The organism is Amycolatopsis sp. NPDC104863 (assembly GCF_055582965.1).
The window spans coordinates 1065891-1080761 of sequence record NZ_JBVJOW010000004.1 but is presented as its reverse complement, the minus strand read 5'-3'; the positions used below and the strand labels follow the sequence as shown (position 1 = coordinate 1080761).

The 14871-nt window shown below is 70.8% G+C and carries 15 protein-coding genes; 7 read left to right on the top strand and 8 right to left on the bottom strand.

Annotated features, from left to right (window positions below):
* Positions 1-122 precede the first annotated feature (122 nt).
* The 7 genes from ACZ63J_RS26815 to ACZ63J_RS26785 all read right to left on the bottom strand — a co-directional run bounded on the left by ACZ63J_RS26815 (position 123) and on the right by ACZ63J_RS26785 (position 7435).
* Positions 123-1748 carry a peptide ABC transporter substrate-binding protein gene (locus ACZ63J_RS26815; RefSeq protein WP_465341496.1) on the bottom strand — a complete coding sequence of 542 codons (1626 nt, stop codon included), beginning with the start codon at positions 1746-1748 and terminating at the stop codon, positions 123-125.
* A gap of 430 nt (positions 1749-2178) precedes the next feature.
* Positions 2179-3132: a Ppx/GppA phosphatase family protein gene (locus tag ACZ63J_RS26810; protein WP_465302481.1), complete on the bottom strand. Its 954-nt coding sequence runs from the start codon at positions 3130-3132 to the stop codon at positions 2179-2181.
* A 10-nt stretch (positions 3133-3142) separates the two neighbouring features.
* Entirely contained in the window at positions 3143-4309 is a 1167-nt protein-coding gene (locus ACZ63J_RS26805) for a lytic transglycosylase domain-containing protein (RefSeq protein ID WP_465408965.1), read from the bottom strand.
* Between the two features lie 149 nt (positions 4310-4458).
* Entirely contained in the window at positions 4459-4968 is a 510-nt protein-coding gene (locus tag ACZ63J_RS26800) for a DUF501 domain-containing protein (protein ID WP_465408963.1), read from the bottom strand.
* Positions 4969-4999: 31 nt separating this feature from the next.
* Positions 5000-5362: an FtsB family cell division protein gene (locus ACZ63J_RS26795; RefSeq protein ID WP_465302475.1), complete on the bottom strand. Its 363-nt coding sequence runs from the start codon at positions 5360-5362 to the stop codon at positions 5000-5002.
* Between the two features lie 252 nt (positions 5363-5614).
* The gene (eno, locus tag ACZ63J_RS26790; RefSeq protein WP_465341494.1) at positions 5615-6901 is read right to left on the bottom strand and encodes a phosphopyruvate hydratase; all 1287 of its coding nucleotides are present in this window, start codon (positions 6899-6901) and stop codon (positions 5615-5617) included.
* Positions 6902-6988: 87 nt separating this feature from the next.
* Entirely contained in the window at positions 6989-7435 is a 447-nt protein-coding gene (locus ACZ63J_RS26785) for a VOC family protein (protein WP_465341493.1), read from the bottom strand.
* Positions 7436-7610: 175 nt separating this feature from the next.
* Between ACZ63J_RS26785 and ACZ63J_RS26780 the strand changes: the two genes are divergently transcribed.
* On the top strand, positions 7611-8015 hold the full coding sequence (locus tag ACZ63J_RS26780; protein WP_465408961.1) for a tetratricopeptide repeat protein: 405 nt from the start codon (positions 7611-7613) through the stop codon (positions 8013-8015).
* Positions 8016-8241: 226 nt separating this feature from the next.
* Here the strand turns inward: ACZ63J_RS26780 and ACZ63J_RS26775 are convergent, their stop codons facing one another.
* The gene (locus ACZ63J_RS26775; protein ID WP_465408967.1) at positions 8242-8988 is read right to left on the bottom strand and encodes a lysozyme family protein; all 747 of its coding nucleotides are present in this window, start codon (positions 8986-8988) and stop codon (positions 8242-8244) included.
* A gap of 367 nt (positions 8989-9355) precedes the next feature.
* Here ACZ63J_RS26775 and efeU point away from each other — a divergent pair, with 367 nt between their 5' ends.
* Genes efeU through ACZ63J_RS26745 form a run of 6 tightly spaced genes read left to right on the top strand, consistent with a single transcriptional unit; the run spans position 9356 to position 14738 of the window.
* On the top strand, positions 9356-10201 hold the full coding sequence (gene efeU / locus ACZ63J_RS26770) for an iron uptake transporter permease EfeU (RefSeq protein ID WP_465408959.1): 846 nt from the start codon (positions 9356-9358) through the stop codon (positions 10199-10201).
* Positions 10198-11349 (top strand): iron uptake system protein EfeO, encoded by a 1152-nt coding sequence (gene efeO, locus ACZ63J_RS26765; protein ID WP_465408957.1) that lies wholly within the window; start codon positions 10198-10200, stop codon positions 11347-11349. The genes efeU and efeO overlap by 4 nt, the downstream gene beginning before the upstream one ends.
* Positions 11346-12602 (top strand): iron uptake transporter deferrochelatase/peroxidase subunit, encoded by a 1257-nt coding sequence (efeB, locus tag ACZ63J_RS26760; RefSeq protein WP_465408955.1) that lies wholly within the window; start codon positions 11346-11348, stop codon positions 12600-12602. Before efeO ends, efeB begins: the two co-directional genes overlap by 4 nt.
* A 48-nt stretch (positions 12603-12650) precedes the next feature.
* Entirely contained in the window at positions 12651-13220 is a 570-nt protein-coding gene (locus tag ACZ63J_RS26755; RefSeq protein ID WP_465341488.1) for a TetR/AcrR family transcriptional regulator, read from the top strand.
* Positions 13217-14293 carry a GDSL-type esterase/lipase family protein gene (locus ACZ63J_RS26750; RefSeq protein ID WP_465408953.1) on the top strand — a complete coding sequence of 359 codons (1077 nt, stop codon included), beginning with the start codon at positions 13217-13219 and terminating at the stop codon, positions 14291-14293. Before ACZ63J_RS26755 ends, ACZ63J_RS26750 begins: the two co-directional genes overlap by 4 nt.
* Positions 14294-14327: 34 nt before the next feature.
* Entirely contained in the window at positions 14328-14738 is a 411-nt protein-coding gene (locus tag ACZ63J_RS26745; protein WP_465408951.1) for a PPOX class F420-dependent oxidoreductase, read from the top strand.
* Positions 14739-14871: the final 133 nt, after the last annotated feature.

The window sequence follows — 14871 nt, the reverse complement described above, 5'->3', positions numbered from 1 at the left end:
CCCCCCCCCCCCCCCCCCCCCCCCCCCCCCCCCCCCCCCCCCCCCCCCCCCCCCCCCCCCCCCCCCCCCCCCCCCCCCCCCCCCCCCCCCCGCCGTGGTGGTGGTTGCGGCAGTTCAGCGCGTCACTTCTTCAGGACCTCGATGGACGGGTAGTCCGGCATCCGGCGGAAGTCGAGGGCCGCGGACTTGAGGTTCTTCGACTTAGCCGAGACGCCCAGCTCGTCCCACACCGGGATCGACGGCAGGTCCTTCGCGATCAGGTCCTCGGCCTGCTGGTACAGCTTGACCGCGGCGTCCTTGTCGGCGGTGGCGTCCGCCTGGGCCAGGAGCGCGTCGACCTGCGGGTTCGAGTAGCTGGAGTCGTTCGAGGACCCGCCGGTCTTGTAGATCGGGTTGAGGAAGTCCTCGATGGACGGGTAGTCCGCCGACCAGTCCGAGCGGCCCATGCCGGTGAGCTTCTTGCTGGTCACGATGCTGCGCCACTGGCCGAAGTCGGTGGCCGGCACGAAGTCGCACTCGACGCCGAGGGTGTTCTTGATGCTGTTGCACGCCGCGGTCAGCGGTTCCTTGCGGCCGCCGTCCGCATTGGACGCGATGGTCAGCTTGCCCTTGAAGCCGGACTTCGCGAAGGCCTCCTTGGCCGCCGCCGGGTCGAACTTGCAGAACTGGCAGACACCGGAGCGGGCGCCGGTGATGCCCTGGGCGACGTACCCGTCGAGCGGGACGTAGGTGTCGTTCATGACGGTCTTGGTGATCTGCGCGCGGTCGATCGACATCGAGATGGCCTTGCGCAGCTCGAGGTTGTCGTAGCCGGGCACGTAGTACGGCACGGCGATGGTGCTGACCCCGAGCAGGTGCCCGGTGACCAGGCGGTCGCCCAGGTCGGCCTTGTACTTGCCGCCCGCGACCGCCGACGGCGGCAGCGCCTCCATGAAGTCGAGCCGCCCGCTCAGCAGGTCCTGGTAGGCGGTCTCCTGGCTGGAGTAGATCTTGATGTCGAGGTCCTTGAAGTGGACCTTGTCGTCACCCTTGTAGTCGTCGTTGCGGGTGAGCTTGATGTCCTGGTTCGGCGTCCGCGAGACGAACTTCATCGGGCCGTTGCCGATCGGGTGCTGCTCGAAGCCCTTGGGGTCCTTGAAGAACGCGTCCGGCAGCGGCGCGAACGCCTGGTAGCCGACCTTGATGTCGAACACCGAGAACGGCGCGTCGAGCGTGACCGTGAACTCGTAGTCGCTCTTCTGCACCAGGCCGGACATCTTGTCGGTGGCCGGCTTGGCGTTCTCGTCCTCGGGGTGGACGTCCTTGTACCCCTGGATGTTCGAGAAGAAGTCCGTGTTGAGCTGGCCGTTGGGCGCGTAGGCGCCGTAGTTCCAGGCGTCGATGAAGTTGTGCGCCTTCACCTCGGTGCCGTCGTGGAACTTCCAGCCCTGCTTGATCTTGATGTCGTAGACCTTGGAGTCGGTCGTCGTGATCGAGTCGGCCATCAGGTTGAACGGCTTGGCGTCCGCGCCCTTGAAGCCGACCAGCGTGGCGAACATGACCTGGATCGCCTTGGTGCCGCCGAGGTCGTTGATGTTGGTCGGGACCAGCGCGTTCTGCGGCTCGGTGCCGTAGACGCTGACCGTGCCGTCCGGGTCCGTCTCGCCGGCGCCCGCGGAGCTGCCCGACCCGCCGCCGCACGCGGCCAGCACGAGCGCCAGCGAGGTCATCACCACCGTGGGTCCCCAGAGCCTGCGCGAACGACGCATGATCCCCTCCATCTCCGTCTGTCCGAAAGGTGAGACGCACGCTATCGGGGGCGGTGAAGCTGATCACAGGACTGCGGTGTTGCAAATGTGTGACGGTCGTCAGGACCACCTGGTTGGAGTACAACCAACGTAGGAAACCGGATACGCCGGACGGCCCAGCGCGGACACCTGGTCATCGCCCGCTCACCGAGGGTTGGTGGCGGATTCCGTTGTGGCACAAGCCCTTTCGGATGTCCGAAAGGGCTTGTGCCGAGGCTTGTCAAGGGGCGGCCGTGGCCGAAACCGGACCTCCCGTGATCCGGCCCGTAACTCGCGTGACCCGAGCCGTAACTCGCGTGATCAGAGCCGGAACTCGCGAGTTACGGCCCCAGTCACGCGAGTTACGGGCTCAGTCACGTGAGTTACGGGCCCAGTCACGGGAGATACGGGGTCAGGCGAGGGAGAGGGCGATGCCGTCCAGGATGTCGTGCTCGCTGATCACCAGCTCGGTCGGGCCGCCGCGGGCCGCGAGCTGCTCGGCGAGGGTCTGGACCACCACCGCGCCGCCGCCGATGACGTCGACGCGGCCCGGGTGGATCACCGGGTTCGCGGCACGAGTGGCGTGGTCGGCGTGCAGCAGCTCCGACGCGAGCCGGTCGATGTCCGCCGGGCCCAGCTTGGACAGGTGGACGCGCTCGCTGTCGTACTCCGGCAGCCCCAGCGCGATCGCCGACAGCGTCGTCACCGTGCCGGCGACACCCACCCACGTGCGAGCGCGCGCGACGTCCACGACGTCGAACGCCTCGGTCAGGACCTTGCCGGCGAGGTCACGGGCCGCGGCGATCTCCTCGGCGGTCGGCGGGTCGCTCTTCAGCGCGCGCTCGGTGATCCGGACGCAGCCGATGTCGACGGACTTCGCGGCGAGCACCTCGGCCTTCCGGCCGTCCCAGGTGCCGAGGACGAGCTCGGTCGAGCCGCCGCCGACGTCGACCACGACGAACGGGCCGTCGTCCGGGTCCTGCTCCCCGACGGCGCCGGTGAACGACAGCCGCGCCTCTTCGTCGCCGCTGATCACCTCGGCCTCGACGCCGAGGGTCTCGCGGGTCATGCGGAAGAAGTCGTCGCGGTTCTTCGCGTCGCGCGTCGCGGAGGTGGCGACCATCCGCACCTTCTCGGCGCCCTTGCGCCGGGCCGCGACGGTGTAGTCGGCGAGCGCGGCCCTCGTCCGCTCCAGCGCTTCGGGAGCGAGCTCGCCGGTGGCGTCGACACCCTGGCCGAGCCGGACGATCCGCATCTCGCGGTGCAGGTCGCGCAGGTCGACCGTGCCGTCGTGGCGCGGCGTCAGCTCGGCGACGAGCAGGCGGATGGAGTTGGTCCCACAGTCGATCGCGGCAACACGAGGCATGCCGATCACCCTAGCTGCCGGGCGTCACCGCGGTCGTGGTCGTGGTGGTCGTCGTCGTGGCCGTGGCGGTGACCGTCGCCCCGCAGGACGGAGTCGGGGTCGTGGTCGGCGACGGCGAAGTCGTCTGGCCAGTCGGCGACGGGGACGGCGATGGCGTGGTCGTCGTCGAGATCTCGGTCGTCGTGGTGGTCGTGGTCTTCGGCGGCGCGCAGGACGGCGTGGTCTTGGTGGTCGTCGTCGAACCGCCCGGCGTGGTGGACGGCGGTGCGCTCGGCGTCGTCGTCGGCGTCGGGGGTGGCGGGATCGCGGGCGGCGCCGGGGCCAGCGCCGCGTTCGGCGCGCCGACCGGGACGGTGCTGTCCGGCACCTGCATGATCCCGTTGCGGTAGGCCTCCGCCCACAGGATCACCGTGTTCACGTACGTGTCGGAGTTGTTGTAGCGGTAGATCGCGCCGCGCAGCTGGTCCGGGTTCGCGAGGTCGAAGCCGCCGGAGCACAGGTAGCGGCCGGTGGCCAGCGCCGCGTCGAAGATGTTGTTGGGGTCGGACTTGCCGTCGCTGTTGCCGTCGGAGGCGTAGCCCTTCCACGTCGCCGGGATGAACTGCGTCGGGCCGACCGCGCGGTCCCACACCGGGTCCGTGTCGAGCAGGCCCTGGTCGGTGTCCGGGATCGCGGCGAAGCCGCCCTGGCCGTTGAGCTCCGGGCCGAGGATCGGCTCGCGGGTGGTGCCCGCCGCGTCGACGTAACCGCCGCGCGCGTGGTTGGACTCGATGCGGCCGATGCTGGCGATCAGGGCCCAGTCGATGTGGCAGGCGGGCTGCTCACGGCCGAGGACGTCGGCGGCGTTCTTGTACGCGGCGAGCGCGGTGGCCGGGATGCCGAGGGGGCCGTCGGGGAGTTCGTACGCGGGGAGCGGCAGCGGGCTGGGCGCGCCGGGGAGGGTGCCGTCGACGGCGATCTGCTGGAGGGCGGCGTTGCCGGGGTCGTACCCCTGGCCGAGCGCGGCGTCGCGGGTGTGGTCACCGCTCCCGCCGAGCCAGCCGAGCGTGCCACCGCCGGCGACCAGCGCGGGGACCACGGCGAGGATGCCGGTGATCAGCGGGTACGCGGTGCGGTGGCGGATCCCGAATCTTCGGGTGTAGCTCCCGACTGCGTCAGGCAGTCGCCGCACACGCATAACTCGAAGCCCTCCTGGCGGATCGGTCACACCCTCGGGTGACAGCCTGCCGTACCCGGGGCGCGGTTTCACCCCTTCGGGAGTCGGGATCTTCCCGGACCGGGGTTTTCGCTCACCCAGACCAGTTATCTGTTTACCGCCCGCGAGCGTTACTCGGCACAGTCTCCCGAGGGCCACCCGTTCGCCTTAAGGAGCTCAAGAGTCTCGTCACCGAACGGATTCACGCCCGGACCGACCGCAAGAGAATGGGCGACGTGCACGTGCAGGCACTTGACGCGCCCGGGCATGCCCCCGGCGGTGACCTGGTGCCCGAGCGGCTCGATCGCGTCGCGCTCGGCGAGGTAGGTCTCGTGCGTGCGCTTGTACTGCGCGGCAAGCTCGGGATCGGTGGTGAGCCGCTCGGTCATCTCCTTCATCAGCCCGGACGCCTCGATCGTGCCGATCATCGAGTTCAGCTTCGGGCAGGTGAGGTAGTAGAGCGTCGGGAACGGCGTGCCGTTCTCCAGCCGCGGGCTGGTCTGCACGACGGAGGGGTGCCCGCTCGGGCACCGCGCGGCGACGGCGCGCAGCGCTCGCGGCGGCCGTCCGAGCTGCTCCGCGATGGTCTCGCGGTCGGCGTCGGTGACGGGCTCGAAGGCGTGCTGCTGCGTGCTGTTCACGCGGTCCAGGTTAGTGCGTGGCCCGGAGCACTCAGCCGCCGGAGACCTGGTTCCAGAGGTTCTCGTACCAGGAGCCGTTGGCCACCTGCTGCTGTCCCTGCTGCGGCGCCGCGTCCGGGGCCTTGTCCTCGGGCAGCTGGACGATGTACGGCGTCTCGCCCGGCTTGACGTACCGCAGCCGCCGCCGGGCCTCGGCCTCGATCTGCGCGGGGTCGCTCAGCTCCGCCTTGCGGCCCTGGAGCTGAGCGACCTGCTGCTGCAGCTGTGCCTGCTGCGCCTGCTGTTCGCGGACCTCGGTCCGCTGGGAGAGGTACGTGCGCAGGGGCACGGCGATGGTGAACGCCAGCGCGCACACCACGATCGCCACCACCGCCGCGCGGCGGGTGGTGGACATGCCGAGCACCTTCGCCGCACCCGACGCGCGCTTCGCCGCCAGGCCCCGGCGCAACCGGGCCCTGGTCGTCTCCGCGTCGCCGGTGCGGCGCCGGGCGGCCGCCGTGCCGTCCGCGGGCCGGGGCGGCCGGGAGCCCGGGTTGCCGGCGCGCGCCGCTTCGGGACGGCGAGGCCGTGCGGGCCCACCGGCCCGCGAAGCCCCGCCGCCACCACGGCGGTTGCGCGTTGTCCTCCCCCGGTCCGCCATCGGCGATCAGGCCTCGGCGCTGAACCGCGGGAAGGCCAGCTCGCCGGCGTACCGGGCGGCGTCACCGAGGGTCTCCTCGATGCGCAGCAGCTGGTTGTACTTGGCGATCCGCTCGCCGCGGGCCGGCGCGCCGGTCTTGATCTGGCCGACACCGGTGGCGACCGCCAGGTCCGCGATGAACGTGTCCTCGGTCTCGCCGGAACGGTGGCTCATCATCGACTTGTAGCCGAACGACGTCGCCAGCGAGATCGCGTCGAGCGTCTCGGACAGGGTGCCGATCTGGTTGACCTTCACCAGCAGCGCGTTGGCGGCGCGGCGGGTGATGCCCTCCTCGAGGCGGTCCGGGTTGGTGACGAACAGGTCGTCGCCGACGATCTGGACCTTGTCGCCGACCTCGGCGGTCATCGTGACCCAGCCGTCCCAGTCGTCCTCGCTCAGCGGGTCCTCGATGGACACGAGCGGGTAGTTCGCCAGCAGCTCGCCGTAGTACGCGGACATCTGCTCGGCACTCTTCTTGCTGCCTTCGAAGGTGTACGCGCCGTCGGCGAAGAACTCCGTCGCGGCGACGTCGAGCGCGAGCGCGACGTCGCGGCCCGGGGCGTACCCGGCCTTCTCGATGGCCTGGACGATCAGGTCGAGAGCCTCGCGGTTGTTGCCGAGGTTCGGCGCGAAGCCGCCTTCGTCGCCCAGACCGGTCGAAAGGCCGCGGCCCTTCAGCACCGACTTCAGCGAGTGGTAGACCTCGGTTCCCCAGCGCAGGGCCTCGCGGAAGGTCTCCGCGCCGATCGGCGCGATCATGAACTCCTGGACGTCGACGTTGCTGTCCGCGTGCGAACCGCCGTTGAGGATGTTCAGCATCGGGACCGGCAGCACGTGCGCGTTCGGCCCGCCCAAGTAGCGGAAGAGCTCCAGCTCGGCCGACTCGGCGGCGGCCTTCGCGACGGCCAGCGAGACGCCGAGGATGGCGTTCGCGCCGAGGCGGGACTTCGCCGGGGTGCCGTCGAGGTCGACCAGCTTCTGGTCGACGATCCGCTGGTCGACGGCTTCGATGCCGACCATCTCGGGGCCGATCTCGTCGAGCACCGCGGCGACCGCGCGCTCGACGCCCTTGCCGTTGTAGCGGCCGGTGTCGCCGTCGCGGAGTTCGACCGCCTCGTGTTCGCCGGTGGACGCGCCCGACGGGACGGCGGCCCGCGCCAGGGTGCCGTCGTCGAGAGCCACCTCCACCTCGACGGTCGGGTTGCCGCGCGAGTCCAGAATCTCGCGCGCGCCTACCTGCTCGATGAGAGCCACGCCATGCTCCTCGGTGCGTCGTGCCTGCGGTGACGCGCCCAGCCTAGCCGTCGCCGCAGTTCACCCGTTGGAGGCACGGCCGGTCACTCACCCGTCGGTGCGGATCGCCTGCCAGCCGGGCGGCAGCTCGACGGTCTCGGACGTCTGCTGCCAGAACGTCCAGCTGTTGCCGCCTAGGTCGGCGACGGTGAACACGCGCGCGCCGTAGGGCTGGTCCTGCGGCGGCTCGAGCTCGGCCTCCTCGCCGAGCGCGGCGGCGATCCGCTCGTAGTCGGCGTCGACGTCGTCGACGTAGAGGATGTTGAGCTGGCCGACCGGGCCTTCGACGCCCTTGGCCTGCCAGTAGTCCGGCCCGACGCCCGCGATCTGGATCCGCGCGTCGCCCGCGCGCAGCGTCGCCTGGAAGACCTCGCCCGCCGCGTCGCAGAACCGGACGTCTTCGGTGAACCCGAAGACCCTGGTCAGCCAGGCGAGCGCCGCCGTGGCGTCGGCGTAGTAGAGGTAGGGCGCCAGGCCCCGGTACCCGCTGCTCATGGCGAGACAGTCCACCACGTCCCGATCGGCGGCGTGTGCGAGCCCCTCCTCAGGGGTACTGCGCCGCTGGTCACCAATCCGGCCACAGCCACGGCCAAACGGCTTCCGAGCAGCGGTCGCGCGCCGCTCCAAGGGTTGGCCTGCTTCAGGCCGGATTGGTAACGTGGGTGTGACCATGACGGATGCCGCAGCTGCTCCGCAGCCTCCCGAAGAGTCGCGGTTCCATGCCTTCCGCCAGGCGGAGGATCTGGTCGGCCGCCGTCGGCCGCTCGACGCGCTGAAGGTGCTGCAGCCCCTCCTGGAGTCCGAGACGGACAAACCGTCGGTCCACCTCCTGGCCGGGCGCGCGTACTTCCACTCCGCGCAGCTGCGGCGGGCCGAGCAGGCGCTGACCCGGGTGGTCGAGCTGGACCCGACGGACCACTACGCCCGCTTCATCCTCGGCCGCACCCTGCAGCGGCTCGGCCGGTTCGTCGAGGCGCTGGCCCAGATGCGGATGGCGTCGGCGATGAACCCGGTGCCGGAGTACCTCGAGGCGATCAGCGAGGTCAAGGCGCGCATCGCGCTGCGCGAGTCCTGACGGCGCCCGGCCAGGGCCGAACGGCCCGCGCGAGATCAGACTTTCGGCCGACCTCGCCGGGCCCCTCGGCCGATCCGCGACACCCCCTCCGCGGGCGAAGCTGGTTCCAGACCGAAACAGGGAGGAACCGAAATGTCGATCTTCGCCACGCTGGGCGCCTACGCCGGGTTGCTGCTGCTAGTCCTGATGGCCGTGACGCCGTTCTTCGCCGACCGGGAGAGCTGACTCAGGGCGCGACGCTCGCCTCCGCGTAGGCGTCCGCCGCGCTGAAGACGTCCTGGCCGTACGTCACGCCCTGGTTGTAGAACAGGATCGAGCGCCACCAGCCGGCCGGGGTGCCGAGGTCGTCGCTGCCCGAGCAGAGGTAGCGCGCCGCCGTGAAGGCCGCGTCGTCGATGTTCTGGGGGTCGGGCGCGCCGCCGTCGCCGTTGGCGCGCTCCTGGTACTTCTTCCACGTCGAGGGCAGGAACTGCAGCGGCCCGATCGTGTGGTCCCACGACTTGTCGCCGTCGAGCTTGCCGCCGTCGCTGTCGTGCACCGCCGGGACGCCGGGTGAGCCGTCCAGCGGCGGGCCGACGACCGGTTTCACGAGCCGGCCGTCCGGGCGGATGGCCGAGAGGTCGAACTCCCCGCGCCCGGTCTCGACGCGGCCGATCCCCGCGAGCGTCGCCCAGGAGAGGTGACACGTCGGTTTCTGCCGCTGCATCCACATTTCCGCCCGGCCGTACGCGGCGAGCACGCGCCCCGGGACGTGCGTCTTGTCCGCGACCCGGGTCGCCCAAGCGTCCAGCTCGGCCTGGTCGGACACGGCCGGCCGGTCGACCGGCGCGGCGAGCCCGGCCCGCGGCGACTCGGCGCCCGGCTGCGGGCGCTGCTCCGGGATGGCGAGCGCGGGCTGCGCGGGCGGTGGCTCGGCCGGCGCGTCCGGGTTCCGGACCCCGATGGTGACGACGAGGACCACACCGGTGAGCACCAGTCCCAGCGCGAGGGCCACCCGGCCGAGATAGCGCCGCGGCGGGCCGCCCGGGGGCGAGTGCGGAGGCGTGACGGTCGGCTGAGCGGTATCGGCCACTCGAACAGGTTACGGAGCCACTCAAGGGGGACCCTCGGCTGCCTGACCAGGCAAGCGGAGGGTAAAAACAGGTCGGCTGCCTGCGAAGTCACAAATTTTGTTATCGAGTCGACGCGCAGCGCCCTGACCTGCGGTTACCCTAACCTAACTTCGTTCCGCTGTCCCTTTTGTCGGGTTTCGGCGCGCGACGGCGCGTTCCCTCGCTGGACTTACAGGTGAGCCTTACCTAAAAACTTCACGGGCCCACGAAAAACCTGGAGGCGGGAACGTGTTGTTTTCGAGTGCGCTGATCGGGCTGCGCGAAGGCCTGGAGGCCGCGCTGGTCGTCAGCATCCTCGTCGCGTTCCTGGTGAAGACCGACCGCCGGCACGCGCTGCGCTGGGTGTGGCCGGGCGTCGGCGCCGCGGTGCTGCTCTCGGTCGCCGTCGGCGCGGTCCTCACGTACACGACCGCCCAGCTGTCGTTCGAGCACCAGGAGCTGCTCGGCGGGAGCCTGTCGATCGTCGCGGTCGTGTTCGTGACGGCGATGATCTTCTGGATGCGCAAGGCGTCGAAGAGCATCGCCGCCGAGCTGCGCGGGAAGATGGACGACGCGCTGGACGTCGGCCCGCTGGCCGTGCTGCTGCTGTCGTTCCTCGCGGTCGGGCGTGAGGGCCTCGAAACCGCGGTGTTCTTCTACTCCGCCGTCCAGACCGCGCAGTCGAACACCGCGCAGCCGCTGATCGGCTTCGCCATCGGCATCCTCGCCGCGGTGGTGCTGGCCTGGCTGCTCTACAAGGGCGCCGTCCGGTTCAACCTGGGCAAGTTCTTCACGATCACCGGCGTGCTGCTCGTGTTCGTCGCCGCGGGCGTGCTCGGTTACGGCCTGCACGACCTCCAGGAAGCCGCCTTCCTGCCCGGCATCAACACCCTCGCCTTCGACGCTTCGGCCGCGCTGCCCGAGACGTCCTGGTACGGCGCCCTGCTCAAGGGCATCTTCAACTACTCGCAGCAGACGACCGTTCTGCAGGCCATCGCGTGGGTCGCCTACGTCGTCATCGTGCTGCCCCTTTTCCTCAAGCCCAGCAAGAAGACCGCGCCGGCGCCCGCCGCCGCGGCCGCCTCGAAGGAGTGACCGTGCGCAAGTCCCCCAGAACCCCGCTGGCCGTGCTGGCCGGCGCCGCCGCCCTGGTGACGCTGGCCGCGTGCGACAGCTCGGGTGGCGGCACCGAGAACACCGCCGCCGGCGGCCCGATCAAGGTCGAGGCATCCGACACGGCGTGCACCGTCTCGGTGAACACGGCGGCCGCGGGCAACGTGACCTTCGAGATCACCAACAAGGGCACCAAGGTCACCGAGTTCTACCTCTACGCCGAGGGCGACCGGATCATGGGCGAGGTCGAGAACATCGCGCCCGGGCTCAACCGGCGCCTGATCGTCGAGGTGTCCGACGCGGGCAAGTACCAGACCGCGTGCAAGCCGGGCATGGCCGGCAACGGCATCCGCGGTGACTTCACGATCACCGGCGGCGCGCCGAAGCAGGCCGACGCCAACGCCCAGAAGGCGAATGCCACCAAGAGCTACGCCGACTACGTCGCGAACAACACCGCGGCGCTGGAGGAGGAGACGGCCAAGTTCGTCGACCTCGTCAAGGGCGGCAAGGTCGACGAGGCGAAGGCCGCCTACGCGCGCACTCGCATCTACTACGAGCGCATCGAGCCGGTCGCCGAGAAGTTCGGCGACCTCGACCCGGCCATCGACGTCCGCGAGGCCGACCTGGAGCCGGGCCAGCAGTTCACCGGCTTCCACCGGCTCGAGAAGGACCTGTTCGTCTCCGGCCTGCAGGCCGACAGCCCGAAGATCGCCGACAAGCTGCTGACCGACGTCAAGGACCTGGTCGCGAAGTCGAAGACGCTCGAGCTGAACGCGCTCGACCTGGCGAACGGCGCGAAGGGCCTGCTCGACGAGGTCGCGACCGGCAAGATCACCGGCGAGGAGGAGACCTTCTCGCACACCGACCTCTGGGACTTCCAGGCCAACGTGGACGGTTCGAAGGGCGCGATCGCCTCGCTGCGGCCGCTGCTGCAGGAGCGGGACGCCGCGCTCGTGTCCACTTTGGACAAGGAGTTCGCGAACGTCCAGGGCCTGCTGGACAAGACGCGCGCCGGGGACGGCTTCAAGCTGTACAACGAGCTGTCGCAGGACCAGATCAAGGAGTTCGCCTCGGCCGTCGACGCGCTGAGCGAGCCGCTGAGCAAGGTCGCGGAGGTTGTGTCCAAATGACCGAAGACGGCACCCGGGTCTCCCGCCGGAAGCTCTTCGGCCTGGCGGGGGCGGGTGTCGCGCTCGCCGGGGCCGGGGCCGCGGCGGGCATCGGGATCGACAAAGCGACCAGCAGCAACGCCGAGGCGTCGGTGAGCACGGTGGACTTCCACGGTGAGCATCAGGCCGGCATCGTGACGCCGACGCAGGCGAACCTGCACTTCGCGGCTCTCGACGTCACGACCAAGGACGGCGAGAAGCTGCGGCAGCTGCTCAAGACGTGGACCGACGCGGCCCGCCGGATGACGGCGGGCCAGGAGGTCGTCGCGAACGGCGCGGTCGGCGGCGGCGAGTTCGCCCCGCCCGGCGACACCGGCGAGGCGCTCGACCTGCCGGCGTCGCACCTGACGCTGACCATCGGCTTCGGGCCGTCGCTGTTCGACGGCCGCTTCGGCCTCGCGGGGAAGCGGCCGCCGCAGCTGATCGACCTGCCGCTGTTCCCGAAGGACAAGCTCGACCCGGCCCGCAGCGGCGGCGACCTGTGCATCCAGGCGTGCGCGGACGACCCGCAGGTCGCGGTGCACGCGGTGCGCAACCTGGTGCGGCTCGGCTTCGGCGTCACCGAGGTCCGCTGGTCGCAGCTCGGCTTCGGCCGCAGCTCGTCGACGTCGCGCGCGCAGCAGACACCGCGGAACCTGTTCGGGTTCAAGGACGGCACGAACAACATCAAGTCCGAGGACACCGACTTCCTGCGTGACCAGGTGTGGACCCAGGCCGGCGACGGCCAGGCGTGGATGGCCGGCGGCAGCTACCTGGTCGCGCGCCGGATCCGGATGCACATCGAGACGTGGGACCGCGAGACGCTCGACGGCCAGCAGCAGATCGTCGGCCGCACGAAGGGCACCGGCGCCCCGCTGGGCCAGACCGCGGAGTTCGACGAGCTCGACCTCGACGTCGGCGGCGCGGGCGGCGAGAAGGTGATCGCCGACGACGCGCACGTCCGGCTGGCCTCGCACCAGGCGCTGAGCGGCGTCCGGATCCTGCGCCGCGGCTACAACTTCGTCGACGGCTCCGACGGTGTCGGCCACCTCGAGGCGGGGCTGTTCTTCCTGGCGTTCAACCGGGACACCCGCGCGCAGTACGTCCCGATGCAGCAGGCGCTGTCGTCGAAGGACGCGATGATGGAGTACGTGCAGCACACGGGGTCCGCGCACTTCGCGGTCCCGCCGGGTGTCTCGCCGACCGGCTACTGGGGCGACGCGCTGTTTGCCTAAAGCCTTTAGGTTGATCTACACTTCCTTTAGCCAAGAGGAGGTGTAGTTATGGTTCGTGCCGGTCTGACCACGGAACGCGTGGTGCGCGCCGGGGCGGAGCTCGCCGACGAGCTGGGCTTCGAGCAGGTGACGCCGTCGGAGCTGGCGCGGCGGTTCGACGTCAAGGTTGCGAGCCTGTATTCGCACGTCAAGAACGCCCACGACCTGCGGACGAAGATCGCGCTGCTCGCACTGGAGGAGCTCGCCGACCGCGCGGCCGCCGCGCTCGCGGGCCGCGCCGGGCGGGACGCGCTCGTCGCCTTCGCCGACGTCTACCGCGACTACGCCCGCGAGCACCCGGGCCGATACGCCGCCGCGCAGTTCCGGCTCGACCCGGAGGCCGCCGCCGCGAGCGCCGGCGTCCGGCACTCGCAGATGATGCGCGCGATCCTGCGCGGCTACGCCCTGACCGGGCCGGACGAAACGCACGCCGTCCGGCTGCTCGGCAGCTTCTTCCACGGGTTCGTCACCCTCGAAGGGCAGGGCGGCTTCGACCACAGCTCGCCCGCCTCGGCGGAGAGCTGGGCCCGCCTCCTCGACGTCCTCGACTCCCTTCTCCACGATTGGCCTTCGGCATGATCACCACGCCCCTCACCACCGACCTCGTCCGCGGCGCCCTCGAACTGGAGCGCACCGAGCGCGGCCTGGCACCGCACCGGCTGTCCGCCCGGGCCCGCGCGCAGAACACCGACCCGCGCCTGGCCATGGCCGAAACGCAGCCGGCCGGCGTCCGCCTGCGGTTCCGGACGCGCGCCACGGTTGTCGAGCTCGAGACGCTGGCGACGAAGATCGAGTACCCGGGCGCGCCACCGCGCCCCGACGGCGTGTACGACCTGCTGGTGGACGGCAAGCTCGCCGCCCAGGCGACCGTGCCCGGCGGCGTGCGGTTCCCCGGCCTGCCCGGGCACGACAAGGACGTCGAGATCTGGTTGCCGCACAACGAGATCACGGAGCTGGTCGCGTTGCGGACCGACGCCCCGGTGACGCCCGCGCCGCCGCACGGGCGGGTCTGGCTGCACCACGGCAGCTCGATCAGCCAGGGTTCGAACGCCACGAGCCCGTCGGGCACCTGGACCGCGCTGGCCGCGCTCGCGGCCGGCGTCGAGCTGGTCAACCTGGGGTTCAGCGGGAACGCGCTGCTCGACCCGTTCACGGCCCGCGCGCTGCGGGACACGCCGGCCGACCTGGTCAGCGTGAAGCTCGGCATCAACGTCGTCAACGCGGACCTGATGCGCGTGCGCGCGTTCGGCCCGGCGGTGCACGGGTTCCTCGACACGATCCGCGAGGGCCACCCGTCGGCGCCGCTGCTGGTCGTGTCGCCGCTGCTGTGCCCGATCCACGAGCGGACGCCCGGCCCCGGCGACTTCGACCACGAGGCGCTGGCCGCGGGCGAGGTGCGGTTCCGGGCGACCGGCGACCCGGCCGAGGTCGCGGCGGGGAAGCTGACGCTCGAGGTGGTCCGCGACGAGCTGGCGCGCGTCGTCGCGCAGCGGCAGGACCCGGACCTGCACTACCTGGACGGCCGCGTGCTGTACGGCGAGGCCGACTTCGCCGAGTTCCCGCTGCCGGACGAGCTGCACCCGGGCCCGGCGGCCCACCGCCGGATCGCCGACCGGTTCACCGAGCACGCGTTCGGCGGCCCGTTCGCTTGACTTCAAGCTCGCTTGAAGTAGAAGGCTGGCGCGCATGTTCACCGAAGCAGAGCTCGCGTACCTCGAAGCCCAGCCGCTGGGCCGGCTGGCGACCCGGCAGCCGAACGGAACCCTGCAGGTCAACCCGGTCGGCTTCCGGTACAACCCGGACGCGAAGACGATCGACGTCACCGGGCACAACCTGAGCACCAGCAAGAAGTTCCGCAACCTGGCGACCGACGACCAGGTCGCGTTCGTCGTCGACGACCTGCCCTCGACGAACCCGTGGCGGGTGCGGTGCCTGGAGATCCGCGGCCGCGCCGAGGCGCTGACCGGCGTCAACCTCCCGGACAACCACTTCGACGACGCGGTGATCCGCATCCACCCGGCCCGGATCCTCGCGTTCGGCGTCGAGGACTGGGACCGGGAGCCGCTGGAGCTGGAGACGAACATCCGCGACGTCTGAGGGGGTGGGGGGGCGGACCGGGGCCCCCCCCCCCCGTCGAAAGCGATGTGGGTTCGTTCCCCCCCGGGGTTGCCCCCTGCCCCACGGGGTTTGTTCGAACGTCCCCCTTTGCCTCCCCAACCCAAGGCTCCCT